Origin of the sequence: Ralstonia sp. A12 (assembly GCF_000801955.1) — a bacterium.
Lineage (GTDB): Bacteria > Pseudomonadota > Gammaproteobacteria > Burkholderiales > Burkholderiaceae > Ralstonia.
Genome location: NZ_JSZO01000004.1, coordinates 203,111 through 218,684, shown reverse-complemented (window position 1 = coordinate 218,684; position 15,574 = coordinate 203,111). Strand labels below are relative to the sequence as shown.

The following is a 15,574-nucleotide window of genomic DNA, read 5'->3' as shown; positions in this document are numbered from 1 at the left end:
GCACGAAACGCAGTTGGACTCCGAGGGTGAAATTTCTGCGTTTCGTACGCTTGCGCAAACTGCGCAGGAGCTGGGTAGCCGAGCAGACTATGGGGCCGCTCCGGGTTGTACTTGGTAAGCCACTCCTCAATCAGACGCTTGGCCTGGCGTTGAGACGAACCAGTGTTCGTTCACGCGTTCATCGCGGAATCGCCCGCTGAAGCTCTCGATGTAGGCATTCTCCATATGGCGGATGCCTACCCCCAAAGCGTTAAGCTACGGCTCGGTGCCGAATATCCTCCAACACTTGCACAATCTGACTCACTTGCGCGGAATGGAACACACCCAACGGCCCTTGAGCGTTCACATCAGTAAACGGTGACTCGAAGAGGCGACGGGGTTCCACCGAGCCGGTTTGAGTCAACTCTTCGACAATGAGGTTGACGAACTCAATCTGGTTGGGTGAGGCCGTGGTTCCGCTGATGAATTCAGCGAAGGCGTGCATGGCGGCCTCTCGGTCAAGACCGACCAATGAGCGTACGAACAGCCCCAAGCCATGACACTGCTCCTTGGCTTCGCTGATGAGGACCGGCGTCCCGCCAGCCTCAAGCAGCATCTTTTCCAATTCGTCGAGGTCCGTCTGGGTAAGCGGCTGATTGCGTCTCAAACGCTGCAAAGAGAGGTGCGATTCATGAGCATTGAGGAAGGCACGGGCCTTCTCCCTGAACTTGCTCATGTTTAGGCCCGCTGTTACCTGCGGAAGGTCAATGACCGAGGACTCCCCAAGTTCGTCCTCGAAGTCGGTGTAGACAATCTTCTTCTGTCCCTTTGGGATAAGCTTGATGAGCGCACGCAAGCGTCGCCGCACCGTTTCCAGCATCGGTACAGTCGCCCCCTCCCACCACTCATCACTAGCGACAGCCTGAATCAGCACAATTTCCGCTTTGATGGCCGGGATTGCAATTCGGGCTTCCAGCTCGATGGCGATACGCTGAATCTTCTCCCGCAGACTGGCGAAGTCAGGCTTGGCTTGCAAGATGGCCAACTGGGCACGTAGGACCAGCATATCGAAGCGTTTGGCTTCTTCGTCCTCGTCCGTGATGGCTGAAGGCAGGTCCGCGACCTTGGTATTCAGCTCCTCGATTTCATCCGGCCCCAGTTTCTGCCATGCCTCCGCATTGACGAACTTCTCCACGTACCGACGCTGCGGCCGCACGATAAAATTGTCCACATTCATGGCTGCCACTTTCTCACGCAGCATGTTGGCGAGGTCCCGTCGAAGCTGGTCGTCGGTCAGATTGTCACCAAAAGGTGGCGGGTCGTTCTCGGCCACACTAGGGAGCTGCTGAAGTTTCCGGTCGAGCTCGAGAATGACTTGCAGTCGCGTCTTGAACAGACGCGTTGAGAGCGGCTCGGTACTGGCACCCTCAGCGAACTCTGGATTCTGGCTGAAGAATTCGAGGTTGCCGCAGAAGTCGAAGATGTAGAAGTTCTGCTTGTCCTCACCGGGACCAAACAGGTCCTTGCATAGTCGGGTACCGCGTCCGACCATCTGCCAGAACTTGGTCTTTGACCGCACCATCTTGAAGAAGACCAGATTGACCACCTCAGGCACGTCAATACCGGTATCCAGCATGTCCACCGAGATGGCGATGTGCGGCATCTTGTCCCTCTTCGAGAAGTCGTCGATGAGGCTCTGTGCGTACTCGGTCTTATAGGTCACCACACGGGCGAAATTGCCCTTGTACTGAGGGTAGTTGATATTAAAGCGGTCGGCGATGAACTCGGCGTGGGCGTTGTTCTTGGCGAAGATGATGGTCTTGCCCAGCCGGTCGCCCCCCGCGACTTTGTGGCCCTTGGTCATCAACAACTCCAACACCTTGTCCACGGTATCGGCATTGAACAGCCACTGGTTCAATTCGGCTGGGTCCACCTCAGTAGGGGCGGTACCTTCGTCGTTCCAGTCCAGCGCGTCCCACTGCTCCTTCTCGTCATCGGACAGGTCGCTGTACTTGATGCCCTCTCGCTGAAATTTCATCGGCACGGAAACCGGAATGGGCTCGACCAGGTGGCCATCGGCAATGGCCTGCTCCAAGGTGTAGGCATCCGTCGGCACACCGGATTCGAGGTCGAACAACCCGTAGGTATTCTTGTCGATTTCGTCCTTGGGCGTAGCGGTCAGGCCCACCAGCAGGCTGTCGAAGTAATTGAAGATAGCTCGGTATTTCTGGTACACCGAGCGATGTGCCTCATCGATGACGATGAGGTCGAAGTGGCCGACGCCAAATCGGCGTTGCCCGTGCTGCGCCTCATCAATGAGGCCCATCATGGTCGGGTAGGTAGAAACGTAGACCCGACCCTCCGTATTCTTCTCGGTGACCAGGTTGACCGGCGCCGCGTCTGGCAGATGGGTCTTGAAGGCATTCACCGCCTGATTGACCAGTGCCACCCGGTCGGCCAGGAACAGCACCCGTTTGGCCCAGTTGCTGCGCATCAGCACATCAGCCAAGGCGATGACCGTTCTCGTCTTGCCAGAACCCGTGGCCATCACCAGCAGCGACTTGCGCTGGTTGTCTACCTCCAGCGTTTCGCCCACGCGGCGTACGGCACGGGTCTGATAGTAGCGCTCAATGATGGCTGGGTTGATGACCGCTTCCGCGAGCTTCTTGCGGCTGCTGCGGCGCTGAATCAGTAGTTCCAGTTCCTGCTTCTTGTAGAAGCCTTGAACTGCGCGCGGCGGATAGGACTTGTCGTCCCATAGCCAGTGCTCGTAGCCGTTCGAGTAGAAGATGATGGGGCGCTGGCCATGTGCCTGTTCCAGGCAGTCGGCGTACAGCTTGGCCTGCTGCTGGCCCACCCTGGAGTCGCGGGTGGTACGCTTGGCCTCCACCAGCATCAGCGGCTTGCCGTCATCACCCCAGAGTACGTAATCTACATAACCCTTGCCCTCGTTGTTGGGCATGCCGGTTACTTCGATTTCGAAGTTCTTGGCCGGGTCTAGCGTCCAGCCGGCCTCGCGCAACAGCAAATCGATGTAGGTCTTGCGGGTCTCGGCTTCCGAGTAATCGTGGGTATCTGGCTCGAGCGCGTTCGCTTTCTTAGCGGCAGCTACCTCTGCGCGCAGCCGCTGCAACTCGGCATCGAGTTCCGCTTTTTCGTTACGTAGCGTGGTCAGCGCCTCGTTGCGGTCTGCCAGTTGGTCCGAGAGCTTCTGAAGCTGCGGTTGGGTCAGGGCTGGTGTGTCGCTTGCCTTGGGGAGCAGCCCTGGCGCGAAGGCCAAGCCCGGCGCCGGTCTGGCAGTGCGGCCGTAGTTACGGGCGACCCAGTAGCAGAAGTGGAACAGTTCACGGGTTGCGCTTAGCGCATCGGTCTCCAGCATCTTCTTGTTGCCGTGCACCGCCAGATTGCCAAGGTCCTTGATGAGCTTGGCCTTGGTGAACAGGGCGTCACCAACCTGCGCACGGAAGCTGGGTTCGAAGATGAAGGCGCTCAGCGTATCCTGATACGGCTGCTTGAAGGCTTTGTCGTGGGCGTACAGCCATGCCACAGCCAATTCCAAGCCGCGGCGGGCATAGAAACAGGCCGTACGGGGGTCACTGTAAACCGCCCGTTCGGCACGGTGTGCTGCCTCATGTAGGGAACCCCATTCTGACTGCAGGAAGCTGAAGTTACTCATATTATTATTCTCCTTCGCCCGTCCGGCTCTACCTTCTCGCTACCAACTCAGGTGCCGATGGGAATGGTTTGTTGTTGCATATGTGGCGCCTCAGAGTTCGCCGCTGAACGCGCGGTGCTGAAGCGATGAAATAAGCATTTCCATTTCAGCTAGCGAGGCTTCGAATTTCTTTCTTTCAGTCCAAATCTTCTCAACTCGGGTTGCAAAAGTCAGTTGTTTCGCCATAGGTGGTACAGGCATAGGCAATGCCCGCAAACCAGGACCGCTGAAGTTCTGTTGTGCTGCTTGCCGAGATTGCTTCGCAATCAGCGCCTGCACAGACTTTGCCCGCAACACAGAGAAGGCGTACTGAGGCATCACAGATTCATCAAAGCGTAGTCGAATGAAATACGCGCCAGCAATGCTCGGTGGGTCTGACTCGCGAATAAGCGCAACTTTGCCAACAGTCGCCCCTGTTCTAGCAAACACAATGTCGCCAGGCCGCAAAACAAATTGCGTCTTGATTTTCTCATCCACAGCCATTCGTGGCATGGCATCAAAGTCAAGCGAGCCTAACTGGTCGAGGTCAGTAATTCGAACAATGCGGACACCATCTGAAGAATAGGCTTCGTTGTAAAACCGTGGACCGTACTCAAGCTTCGACACGCAGTCGCCAAGCTTTTTGGGTGTGCAGCCTTTCGCACCGGCAACGGGGTCCCCAAACATCTCCACAAAAATCGATTGCACAAGGCTGTCGACGCGAGTCAAGGCTTCGCGGCGCTTAGCGCGCAGTGCATCAGCCTTATCAAGGATGGTTGTAATGCGGCGTTGTTCGGGGAGCGGGGGGACTGGTATCTCGTACCGCCAAAATTCGCTCATGACCATTCGAGGCATCTTGGCGCCAGCAACAACGGTGTTTGCGAAGCTCAGAAATTCTGGAGAGCGTAGATAGTACGCCAGATAGGGGGCTATTACCTTCTCCGGATTGCATATCAGAGAAACCAGCTCAGTTGTAGCAAAGCCGTCGCCATCCGCAACAACGACCTTGTTTAAATATGGGCGCAGCTTTGAATACAGCACTGTGCCGGAGCTGAATGGGTAAGTCGATGGACCCAATTCATCGTGCGATACCATTACCCTATTTAAAATTCGACCAGAGTCTGACTCAATCTGGTCGAGACTCAAATTCCAAATTTTTTTCCCATCCACAGCGACATGCTTTGGCTTCCCCTCAATGACTATGTCGGAAAGAGGTACGCGAGGGTATCTGCTCACTTCAGCATCCCCTCAAGCTCCAGCATCCCCGTCCGAATCTCATCTTCCAATTGTTTGAGCTTTGTCAGAAGCTCAAGCGGATGCTCATGCTCGACCACCTCGTGCACCACTTCCTTGTAGCGGTTGATGGAAAGGTCGTAGCCCTGCTCAGCAATGTCGGCCTTGCGCACGCAGAAGCTCTGCTCGGTGCGCGCACGCTGACGTTCACTGCCATCGCGTTCGGCCCAGCGGGCAAGCACGTCGGGCAGGTTGTTCTTGGTGTGTTCAACCTCGCTTAGCGCCACGGTCGGGCGCACGCCGAGCTTGTCATCGGAAAGCAGCGGCTGGCGTTTATCGTCCAAGCTCCAGCCGTCGGCCTGCATGTCATAGAACCAAACATGCTCGGTGCCACCCGAATTGGTCTTGGTGAACAGCAGGATAGCGGTGGAAACGCCCGCATAGGGCTTAAAAGCTCCCGATGGAAGTGAGATTACGGCATCGAGCTTCTGGTCTTCCACCAGCACGCGACGCAGTTCCTTGTGCGCCTTGCTGGAGCCGAACAGCACGCCATCAGGCACGATAACAGCGGCGCGGCCACCGGGTTTCAAGAGCCGCAGGAACAGCGCAAGGAACAGAAGCTCGGTCTTCTTGGTCTTGACGATACTCAGCAGGTCCTTGGCGGTGTTCTCGTAGTCGAGGCTGCCCGCAAAGGGAGGATTCGCTAGGATGAGGCTGTACTTTTCTTCGTCTCCCGCATGCTCTTCGCTGAGCGAATCCTTATAGCGGATGTCCGGGTTATCGACACCATGTAGCGCCAGATTCATGCTGCCAATGCGCAGCATGGTGTTATCGAAGTCGTAGCCGTGGAACAACCCATGGTGGAAGTGCTCGCGGGCGACCGGGTCATTGAATAGTTCGGGGTATTGCTCGCGCAAGTATTCGCCGGCTGCCACCAGAAAGCCACAGGTACCGCTGGCCGGGTCGCAAATCACGTCCATAGCCGTGGGCGCAGTGAGCTCGACCATCAGCTTGATGATGTGGCGCGGGGTGCGGAACTGTCCGTTCTGGCCGGCTGCGGCTATTTTGCTGAGCAGGTATTCGTACAAGTCTCCCTTGGTATCGCGGTCCTCCATCGGCACCGCATCGAGCATGTCCACCACTTTGGCCAGCAGGCCCGTCGTGGGGATGGTGTAACGAGCATCCTTCATATGGTGGGCGTATGTGGAACCATCGCCCCCCAGCGTGCGCAGGAAAGGAAAAACGTGCTCGGCCACCACGGTATGCATTTCAGCCGGGGCGAAGTGCTTGAAGCGCGACCAGCGTAGGTCGTTGTAGTCTCGGCCCTTCGGGTCTTGCCTCTCCGGAAAGATGCGGTTGGCCATGGGCTGCCGAAGAATGGCCGCCTTGCTCTCTTCCAGCGTGTGTGCGTCGTCGAGCCGGCGGATGAACAACAGATAGGTGATTTGTTCCAGCACCTCCATCGGGTTGGAGATGCCGCCAGACCAGAAAGCGTTCCAGATGGCGTCGATTTGGTTCTTGAGCTCGCCGGTAAGCATGAATTTCCGATGCTGAAATGGTTGTCGTTGGGCTCGGAGCATTATCCCAGACGGGACCGCGTATGGTCATACCACTTGCGCGTGTTTGCGCAGTGACGCAGATGTGGACGTGCTCACAAGAATTCGGGAAAGTGCGGCGGCCTGACGACGAATTACCATGCACGCACACTATCAATAAAAATGGACCCATAAGTTTCTCAACTTATGGGTCCATTTTTCTCAGGTTATGAGGCTATCTACACTAGAACTCAAACATCAATATTCCGCGCCACCAACGCATTGCTCTCAATGAAGTTCCGGCGCGGTTCCACGTCATCGCCCATCAGCGTCGTAAAGATCTGGTCCGCCGCAATGGCGTCGTCAATCTGCACCTTGAGCAGGCGGCGCTGGGTGACGTCCATGGTGGTTTCCCACAGCTGCTCGGGGTTCATTTCGCCCAGGCCCTTGTAGCGCTGGCGGCTCACGCCGCGCTCGGCTTCGGCCAGCAGCCACGTCATGGCGGCGTGGAAGTCGGTCACGTTGGCTTCACGCTGCTTGTCGCCGGTGCCGCGGCGTACCTTGGCGCCGTCGCCAATCAGACCCTGGAAGGTCTGGGCGGTGCTCGACAGGGCGGTGTAGTCAGAGCCAGCCACAAAGTCGGCGTCGATGTGGCTGATGCGTGCGTTGCCGTGCTGGCGGCGCACGACCATCACGCGGTACTTCTCGCTCTTCTCGTCGTACTGCATGAAGGCGTCTGCCGTGGCGCCGCCGTTGGCGCTGCTGGCGTTGCCTTGCATTTCCAGCAGGCGGGCCTTGAGGGTGCGGGCAGATGCTTCTGCGGCGGCTTCGTTGCTGAGGTCCAGGGCCACGCCTTCGGCAATGGCGCGCAGGGCGTCGGCGTCAATCACGCGCGATAGGCGCTCGATCACGCCGCGGCTGAACTGGTACTGGCGTGCGAGTTCGGCCAGGGCGTCGCCGGCAATCTCGGTGCCATCGGCACGCACCAGCACGGCGGTGTCCAGCGCCTGGCGCACGAGGTAGGCGGCCATCTCAACGTCGTCTTTGATGTAGCGCTCTTCCTTGCCGTGCTTGATCTTGTAGAGCGGCGGCTGGGCGATGTACACGTGGCCGCGCTCCACAATCTCGGGCATCTGGCGGTAGAAGAACGTGAGCAGCAGCGTGCGGATGTGCGAGCCGTCCACGTCAGCATCGGTCATGATGATGATGCGGTGGTAGCGCAGCTTGTCGAGGTTGTAGTCGTCTTTGCCAATGCCGGTGCCCATGGCGGTGATGAGCGTAAGCACTTCCTGGCTGGAGAGCATCTTGTCAAAGCGCGCGCGCTCGACGTTCAGGATCTTGCCCTTGAGTGGCAGGATTGCCTGGAACTTGCGGTCGCGGCCTTGCTTGGCAGAGCCGCCTGCGGAGTCACCCTCGACGATGAAGAGTTCAGACAGCGCGGGGTCTTTCTCCTGGCAGTCGGCCAGCTTGCCGGGCAGGCCCATGCCGTCGAGTACGCCCTTGCGGCGCGTCATTTCGCGGGCCTTGCGGGCGGCTTCACGCGCGCGGGCGGCTTCGACGATCTTGCCGCAGATGATCTTGGCGTCGCCGGGGGTTTCCAGCAGGAAATCACCCAGCGCCTTGGCCACGACTTCTTCCACCGGCAAGCGCACTTCCGACGAGACGAGCTTGTCCTTGGTCTGCGAGCTGAACTTGGGCTCCGGCACCTTCACCGACAGCACGCAGGTCAGGCCTTCGCGCATGTCGTCGCCCGAGGTTTCCACCTTGGCCTTCTTGGCGATCTCGTTGTCGGTGATGTACTTGTTGATGACGCGCGTCATCGCGGCGCGCAGGCCCGTGAGGTGGGTGCCGCCGTCGCGCTGCGGGATGTTGTTGGTGAAGCAGAGCACCTGCTCGTTGTAGCCGTCGTTCCACTGCATCGACACATCCACGGCCACGCCGTCTTTCTCGCCGCTGGCGCTGAAGACGGTCGGGTGCAGCACGGTCTTGTTCTTGTTGATGTACTCAACAAAGCCCTTCACGCCGCCCGAGAAGGCGAAGTCTTCTTCCTTGCCGGTGCGCTGGTCGGTCAGCTTGATGTGCACGCCGTTGTTCAGGAACGAGAGCTCGCGAATGCGCTTGGAGAGGATCTCGTAGTGGTACTCGACGTTGGTGAAGATCGTTTCGTCGGCCAGGAAGTGCACTTCGGTGCCGCGCTTGTCGGTGGTGCCCGATACGCGCAGCGGAGACACCTCCACCATCTTGCCGTCCGGTGCTGCCACCGTTTCGATCAGGCGGTTTTGCGGAATGCCCTGCGCAAACTCGATCTGGTGCACCTTGCCACCCTGGCGGATCGTCACCTTCATCCACTTCGACAGACCGTTCACGCACGACACACCCACGCCGTGCAGGCCGCCCGACACCTTGTAGCTGTTCTGGTTGAACTTGCCACCGGCGTGCAGCTCGGTCATCGCGATTTCGGTCGCGCTGCGCTTGGGCTCGTGCTTGTCGTCAAACTTGATGCCGGTCGGGATGCCGCGGCCGTTGTCGATCACGGAGATGGAGTTGTCCGTGTGGATGGTGACCTGGATCTCGGTGCAATGCCCGGCCAGCGCCTCATCAATGGAGTTGTCCAGCACCTCGAACACGAGGTGGTGCAGGCCGGTGCCATCCGACGTGTCGCCGATGTACATGCCCGGCCGCTTGCGTACCGCCTCCAGGCCTTCCAGGATCTGGATCGAGGCGGCGTCATAGCTGTGGGCCTCGGCGGGGGTGGATTGCGGTTTCTGCTCTTCGGTCATGTCGTTCTGCTCGCAGCCATGGGCACGGAAATGGTTGTCTCAGCGCACACAGCGGGGTTGCTTAAAAACGGCGAAGGGGCGGATCTTTCCGATCCAGCCCCTCGTCTTGCTCTCGATGTTTTGTTCGAGCGGCTTTGGAAAAAGCCTCGTCAAATGCGCATCGGCATGACGACGTACTTGAAGGTGTCGTCGTCGGGCAGGGTGATGAGCGCGCTCGAGTTGGAGTCGCCCAGGCTCACCTGCACCTTTTCGGCCTTGAGGTTGGCCAGCACGTCCAGCAGGTAGGTGACGTTGAAGCCGATATCCAGCGCATCGCCCTGGTAATCGATTTCGAGTTCTTCCTGCGCTTCTTCCTGGTCAGCGTTGGTGGAGCTGATCTTCAGGACGTTGGTGTCGAGCATGCAGCGCACGCCCTTGAACTTGTCGGTGGTCAGGATGGCCGTACGTTGCAGTGCGCTTTGCAGGAACGTGCGGTCGATCGTGAAGCTGTTGCGGTAACCCTTCGGGATCACGCGCTGGAAATCCGGGAACTTGCCTTCGACCAGCTTGGAGATCAGCTCGATGTTGCCGAAGCTGAACTTGACCTGGTTCGACGCCAGTTGCACCGAGACGGGATCATCCACGTCTTCCAGCAGGCGTTGCAGCTCGAGAATCGTCTTGCGCGGGATGATGACTTCGTGACGGCCGCCGGCGCCTGCCGGTTGCTCGCCCGTTTCCACGCCGCAGTAGGCCAGGCGGTGGCCGTCGGTGGCGACAGCCATGACTTGCTTGCCATCCACCACCAGCAGCATGCCGTTGAGGTAGTAGCGGATGTCTTGCTGGGCCATCGCAAAGTGCACCATCGCCAGCAGGTGCTTGAGCGTCTTCTGCGGCACGGTGATGCGGGCACCGAAATCGGTTGCTTCCGCGACGGTCGGGAACTCTTCGGCGGCCAGCGTCTGCAGCGCAAAGCGGCTCTTGCCGGATTGCACCGTCATGCGCTTGTCGTTGAGCGTGAGGGCGACTTCGCCGTCGGGCATTGCACGCAGGATGTCGACCAGCTTGCGGGCGGCCACAGTGGTGGCGATATCGCCGGCGCCGGCGCCGCAATCGGCGTGCGTGGTGATCTGGATTTCGATGTCGGTGGACAGGAAGGAAACCCGTTCACCCTTCTTCGTAATGAGCAGATTGGCCAGGATGGGCAGCGTGTGACGGCGTTCCACGATGCCGCTCACGATTTGCAGCGGACGCAGCAGGTTGTCTCGCGAGGTTTTGACCAATTGCATGAAGGCGATCCTTGCAGTTTGAGGTGACACCGCGCGCGCCCCTCATGGCAAGTGCCTGCAGGAGCATTCGCGATTAACCCCAAAGTTGTTGAAAATCAAGGGGTTAATCACAAATTATACCGCAAAGAAGGGGGCGCTGGATAGCGTCGCGCGCGCGGCAAATATGTCTATTGTGCATGAAAAGACGCCCGCGTTCGAGCGGGCGTTTGCATACGGCAAATTCTTTGCAGATGGCGCTGCCATGCGCCTTGGCGGTCAACCCTTGAGTGTTTGCTCCAGCACGTGCAACTCGTGATTGAGCTGGGCGTCCTTGGTACGCTCATCGGCGATCTTGCGCACGGCGTGCAGCACGGTGGTGTGATCGCGCCCACCAAACAATTCGCCAATCTCCGGCAGGCTCTTCTGCGTCAGCTCCTTGGCCAGATACATGGCGATCTGGCGCGGGCGCGCGATGTTGGCCGGCCGCTTCTTGGAGTACATGTCCGCGACCTTGATGTTGTAGAAATCCGCGCAGGTCTTCTGGATGTTTTCCACCGAGATCTGGCGGTTCTGCACCGTCAGCAGGTCCTTCAGCGCCTCGCGCGTGACCTCGATCGTGATCTCTTTGCCGTGGAAGTTCGAGTACGCCAGGATCTTGCGCAGCGCGCCTTCCAACTCACGCACGTTCGAGCGCAAGTGCTTGGCCACGAAAAAGGCCACCTCTTCCGGCACGGTCACGTTCTCGGCCTGCGCCTTCTTCATCAGAATCGCAACGCGCATTTCCAGTTCGGGCGGCTCGATGGCCACCGTCAGGCCGGAATCGAAACGCGAGATCAGGCGGTCATCAATACCCGTGATCTCCTTCGGATACGTATCGCTGGTGATGATGACCTGCGCGCGGTTGGCGATCAGCGCCTCGAACGCGTAGAAGAATTCTTCCTGCGTGCGGTTCTTGCCCGAGAAGAACTGGATGTCATCGATCAGCAGCAGATCGAGCGAGTGGTAGTAGCGCTTGAAATCATCAAACGCCTTGCGTTGGTAAGCCTTCACTACATCAGAAACGTACTGTTCTGCATGGATGTAGCGAATGCGGGCGCGCGGGTTCTCCATCAGCATGAAGTTGCCGATGGCATGGATCAAGTGCGTCTTACCCAGACCCACGCCGCCGTACAGGTACAGCGGGTTGTACGACTTGCCCGGGTTGTTGGCGACCTGGATGGCCGCGGCGCGCGCCAGCTGGTTGGCCTTACCGGTGACGAAGTTGTCGAACGTGAGGATCTGGTTCAGGCGCGAGCGCTCGTGCACGGTGTCATCCACCGGCGCCTGCGGCGGCGCAGCCAGCGTCGCAACCACGGCGGGTGCAGCCGGCGGCATGCGGTACGACTGCGCGCTGACTTCAGCGGCGTCCATCACGGGCACGTCGATATCGGCCGCAGTGTGACCCACCCCATGGCTGGCCGTGGCGAGCGCGGTCTCGCGGTACATCGCTGGTGCTGGGCGCACGGCGGCCGGGTTGTGCGCCATGCTGCCTGCCACCGGCATCGCCTGCGCGGGCTGAACCGCTTGGCCAACCATCGACTGCATCGGCGCCGGGGCAAATGCCGGCTGCTGGACGGCGCGCTGGCCGGCGGTCGGATCAAGCACGAACTGCACGTCGACCTGCATCTCCCAGTAGTCGCATGCGAGCGACTGGATGCGGCCCGAGAACTGGCTCTTGACCCAGTCCAGCTTGAAACGGTTGGGCGCGGCAATCCGCAGCGTGCACGCCTGCTCGTCGAACGACAGCGGCGTGAGCGGCTTGATCCACGTCTTGAATTGTTGCGGCGTCAGCTCACTCTCGAGTTGAGCGGATGCCGCATGCCAGAAATCCTGCATCGTTATCGTTTGGTGTTTGACCGGCGCCACACACGCGTCATCGACGACGTCCCCGGGTGGGCCGGCCGCCGGGCCTCTGGCGCGGGCCAGAAACCGGGTGGCATTCGTTATTGGAACGGGATTGTACCCCCGCCCGAAAGTTATCCACAAAGGATAAGTCTGTGGATAACCTGTGGACCTGCTGTGAGTAGCAGTGGACAACTGATTTTGACACCTACCCACAAACCCAATACCAGCAAGGGTTTCATCGAAATGACCCAAGCCGCACAAGGCGCTGGGGACAACTCGTAGCGGGGTGGATTTCCGGCGCCGGACGCACGTTATCCCCAATCCGTCAGGCTTGACAGATTCGGCAAACATCGTTTAAATGGCGGGTTCTGCGATGCGCGGCAGGGGAGCGCACGCTTGTTCGCGTCAGACGCGGCGCCGGATTCGTCCAGCGCGCCTGATCCGGCTAAGGCCCGATACCGTCGGTGCCCGTGAACAACACAGCGCACGGCGGTCTGCGTGGGCGATTTCTCCTAATGAATCGACACCAGGCTTTGCGGGGCGACCCTAGGCCCGGCGCGTGCGGCAGCGTCCGCACCACCAATTAACAAGAGAGTGCATCATGAAGCGTACCTACCAACCTTCCGTTACCCGTCGCAAGCGCACCCACGGTTTCCGTGTCCGCATGAAGACCCGTGGTGGCCGTGCCGTGCTGAACGCACGCCGCGCCAAGGGCCGTAAGCGCCTGGCCATCTAAGGTTGCCGCGCCCGGGTGGCGGCTCATGGCCGTTACCCATGGCTTTCGCGGCACGCTGGCGATGGGCCCGCACGCCTACCCCAAAGCCGCAAGGCTGACGAAAACGGATGAGTTCTCATCCGTTTTTGCTTTGCGGCCCGTCCGGCGTAGTCGTCACTTTGTGCTGTATGTGCGCGCCAACGGACACCCCCAGGCGCGCCTGGGCGTCGTGATCGGCAAGAAATTTGCCAAGCGCGCCGTCGAGCGCAACCTCATCAAGCGCCAGTGCCGCGAGCTGTTTCGCCTGCGGCAGCCGTCTCTGGGCGGCCGCGACGTGCTGATCCGTCTGCACGCTAAGTTTCCGCGCCAGGACGTGCCCACCGTGGCCGCCTTCAAGCGCATCTGCCGCGAAGAGCTGTCACATCTCTTTGAGATTGCCACGCGTCCGCTGCCGGCACCTCCAGCACCCTCGGCACCCGCTCCTACGGTTTCCGCACCCGCTGCAGCCGGAGGCACGCCATGACGCGCGTGCTGTTGTTTCTGCTGCGCATCTATAAAGTGGCGTTCAGCCCCTTCGTGGGCGCGCAATGCCGCTTCCTGCCGACTTGTTCCGACTACGCGCGCGATGCCGTCATCACGCATGGGCCGGGCTACGGCAGTTATCTTGCGGCAAAACGTCTATGCCGCTGCCATCCGTTCGCACAAGGCGGGTATGATCCTGTGCCGCCCGCCGCTGGCGACGCTGTGCCCCGCTCCACCGATTCCGCATCGACCGACGCGACCGCAGCCGACGCTCAGGCTGTGCGGCCGTCGATTCACCTTCCCAGACCGTAATCCGACATGGATATCAAACGCACCATTCTCTGGGTGATCTTCTCGCTGGCGGTTGTCCTGCTGTTCGACAACTGGCAACGCGCGAATGGCCACCAGTCGATGTTCTTCCCGACGCCGCAGACGGCAACGACTGCCGCACCGGGCAGCACGCCTGCAGGCGATGTGCCGAAGAGCGCCGCCGCAACGGCAGCCGCAGGGTCGCAGGCCGCTCCGGCAACGGGCGCCGCCTCGCAGGCACCGGCTTCGGAAAAGATCGTCATCACGACCGACTTGGTGCGTGCCACGATCGATACGGCCGGCGCCATCGTCACCAAGCTTGAACTGCTCACGCAGAAGGACCACGACGGCAACCCGATGGTGCTGTTCGACCGCAGCATCGAGCGCACCTACCTGGCGCGTTCGGGCATCATCGGCGGCGATTTCCCGAACCACACGACGGTGTTTGCGGCATCGGCCGGCCCGCGTGATCTGGGCACCGGCAACGACGTCTCCATCACGCTGACGGCCGACAAGGGCGGTGCCAAGCTCGCCAAGACGTACGTCTTCAAGCGCGGCAGCTACGTGATCGACACGCGCTTTGACGTGACCAACGACGGCACGGCGCCGATCAACCCGACGCTGTACATGGAACTGGCCCGCGACGGCGGTGCTGTGGAGCAATCGCGCTTCTACAGCACGTTCACCGGCCCGGCCGTGTACACCGATGGTGACAAGTTCCACAAGATCACCTTCTCCGACATCGACAAGGGCAAGGCACACGTGCCCACCCCGACCGATAGCGGCTGGGTGGCAATGGTGCAGCACTACTTTGCCTCGGCCTGGATTCCGGCTGAGAACGTCAAGCGCGAGTACTACGTCGACCGCGTCGACACCAACTTCTACCGCATCGGCATTCAGGAGCCGCTGGGCACGGTAGCGCCGGGCGCCAGCGTGTCGGCCACGGCACGCCTGTTCGCCGGCCCGCAAGAAGCGCGCATGCTGGAAGCCATCACCCCGGGCTTGGATCTGGTGAAGGACTATGGCTGGCTGACGATCGTCGCCAAGCCGCTGTTCTGGCTGCTCGAGAAGATCCACGCGCTGCTGGGCAACTGGGGCTGGTCGATCATCGCGCTTACGGTGCTGATCAAGCTGGTGTTCTTCCCGCTGTCGGCCACGAGCTACCGTTCGATGGCCAAGATGAAGGACCTGCAGCCGCGCATGACGGCCATCCGCGAACGCCACAAGGGCGATCCGCAGAAGATGAACCAGGAGATGATGACCCTGTACCGCACCGAGAAGGTCAACCCGCTCGGCGGCTGTCTGCCGATCGTGATCCAGATTCCGGTGTTCATGGCGTTGTACTGGGCGCTGCTGTCGTCGGTGGAAATGCGCGGTGCGCCGTGGCTGGGCTGGGTGCACGATCTGTCCGCACCGGACCCGTTCTACATCCTGCCGGTGTTGATGGCCGTGTCGATGTTCGTGCAGACCAAGCTGAACCCGACCCCGCCGGACCCGGTGCAGGCCAAGGTGATGATGTTCATGCCGATCGCGTTCTCGGTAATGTTCTTCTTCTTCCCGGCCGGCCTGGTGCTGTACTGGGTGGTGAACAACTGCCTGTCGATCGCACAGCAATGGTCGATCAACCGCATGCTCGGCACCAACAAGAAGGCCGCGCCCGCCAAGTAAGGCGAACGCGC

General features: G+C 60.1%; 10 protein-coding genes and 1 pseudogene. 4 read left to right on the top strand and 7 right to left on the bottom strand.

Going from position 1 to position 15,574, the window contains the following annotated elements; genetic code table 11:
- Positions 1-77: 77 nt before the first annotated feature.
- From PI87_RS29525 to dnaA, 7 genes and pseudogenes are all read right to left on the bottom strand, one after another.
- Positions 78-225, bottom strand: a pseudogene (locus PI87_RS29525) (integrase core domain-containing protein); the annotation flags it as partial.
- Positions 226-250: 25 nt separating this feature from the next.
- Positions 251-3,655, bottom strand: coding sequence for a DEAD/DEAH box helicase family protein (locus PI87_RS08670; RefSeq protein WP_039597299.1), 3,405 nt, complete (start codon positions 3,653-3,655; stop codon positions 251-253).
- 90 nt (positions 3,656-3,745) lie between these two features.
- On the bottom strand, positions 3,746-4,843 hold the full coding sequence (locus tag PI87_RS08665; RefSeq protein ID WP_157003095.1) for a restriction endonuclease subunit S: 1,098 nt from the start codon (positions 4,841-4,843) through the stop codon (positions 3,746-3,748).
- Positions 4,844-4,905: 62 nt separating this feature from the next.
- Positions 4,906-6,444, bottom strand: a complete 1,539-nt coding sequence (locus PI87_RS08660) for a type I restriction-modification system subunit M (protein WP_039597298.1) — start codon at positions 6,442-6,444, stop codon at positions 4,906-4,908.
- Between the two features lie 248 nt (positions 6,445-6,692).
- On the bottom strand, positions 6,693-9,221 hold the full coding sequence (gyrB, locus tag PI87_RS08655; RefSeq protein WP_039597297.1) for a DNA topoisomerase (ATP-hydrolyzing) subunit B: 2,529 nt from the start codon (positions 9,219-9,221) through the stop codon (positions 6,693-6,695).
- A 149-nt stretch (positions 9,222-9,370) separates the two neighbouring features.
- Positions 9,371-10,486 (bottom strand): DNA polymerase III subunit beta, encoded by a 1,116-nt coding sequence (dnaN, locus tag PI87_RS08650; RefSeq protein WP_039597296.1) that lies wholly within the window; start codon positions 10,484-10,486, stop codon positions 9,371-9,373.
- A gap of 255 nt (positions 10,487-10,741) precedes the next feature.
- A complete protein-coding gene (dnaA, locus tag PI87_RS08645) occupies positions 10,742-12,340 on the bottom strand; it encodes a chromosomal replication initiator protein DnaA (protein WP_039597295.1) in 1,599 nt (532 codons plus the stop codon).
- Between the two features lie 610 nt (positions 12,341-12,950).
- Here dnaA and rpmH point away from each other — a divergent pair.
- The 4 genes from rpmH (at position 12,951) to yidC (ending at position 15,563) form a co-directional block, all read left to right on the top strand.
- Positions 12,951-13,085, top strand: a complete 135-nt coding sequence (rpmH, locus tag PI87_RS08640) for a 50S ribosomal protein L34 (RefSeq protein WP_003262958.1) — start codon at positions 12,951-12,953, stop codon at positions 13,083-13,085.
- 61 nt (positions 13,086-13,146) lie between these two features.
- Positions 13,147-13,587 carry a ribonuclease P protein component gene (gene rnpA, locus PI87_RS08635; protein WP_039597387.1) on the top strand — a complete coding sequence of 147 codons (441 nt, stop codon included), beginning with the start codon at positions 13,147-13,149 and terminating at the stop codon, positions 13,585-13,587.
- Positions 13,584-13,898 carry a membrane protein insertion efficiency factor YidD gene (gene yidD / locus PI87_RS08630; RefSeq protein WP_039597294.1) on the top strand — a complete coding sequence of 105 codons (315 nt, stop codon included), beginning with the start codon at positions 13,584-13,586 and terminating at the stop codon, positions 13,896-13,898. Before rnpA ends, yidD begins: the two co-directional genes overlap by 4 nt.
- Before the next feature lie 6 nt (positions 13,899-13,904).
- Positions 13,905-15,563, top strand: coding sequence for a membrane protein insertase YidC (yidC, locus tag PI87_RS08625; RefSeq protein WP_039597293.1), 1,659 nt, complete (start codon positions 13,905-13,907; stop codon positions 15,561-15,563).
- Positions 15,564-15,574 lie beyond the last annotated feature (11 nt).

Excerpts from the sequence above, each read along its gene's own strand:
- PI87_RS08670 (WP_039597299.1), bottom strand. The coding sequence starts at position 3,655 with ATGAGTAACTTCAGCTTCCTGCAGTCAGAATGGGGTTCCCTACATGAG.
- PI87_RS08660 (WP_039597298.1), bottom strand. The coding sequence starts at position 6,444 with ATGCTTACCGGCGAGCTCAAGAACCAAATCGACGCCATCTGGAACGCT.
- gyrB (WP_039597297.1), bottom strand. The coding sequence starts at position 9,221 with ATGACCGAAGAGCAGAAACCGCAATCCACCCCCGCCGAGGCCCACAGC.
- dnaN (WP_039597296.1), bottom strand. The coding sequence starts at position 10,486 with ATGCAATTGGTCAAAACCTCGCGAGACAACCTGCTGCGTCCGCTGCAA.
- dnaA (WP_039597295.1), bottom strand. The coding sequence starts at position 12,340 with ATGCAGGATTTCTGGCATGCGGCATCCGCTCAACTCGAGAGTGAGCTG.
- rpmH (WP_003262958.1), top strand. The coding sequence starts at position 12,951 with ATGAAGCGTACCTACCAACCTTCCGTTACCCGTCGCAAGCGCACCCAC.
- rnpA (WP_039597387.1), top strand. The coding sequence starts at position 13,147 with ATGGGCCCGCACGCCTACCCCAAAGCCGCAAGGCTGACGAAAACGGAT.
- yidD (WP_039597294.1), top strand. The coding sequence starts at position 13,584 with ATGACGCGCGTGCTGTTGTTTCTGCTGCGCATCTATAAAGTGGCGTTC.
- yidC (WP_039597293.1), top strand. The coding sequence starts at position 13,905 with ATGGATATCAAACGCACCATTCTCTGGGTGATCTTCTCGCTGGCGGTT.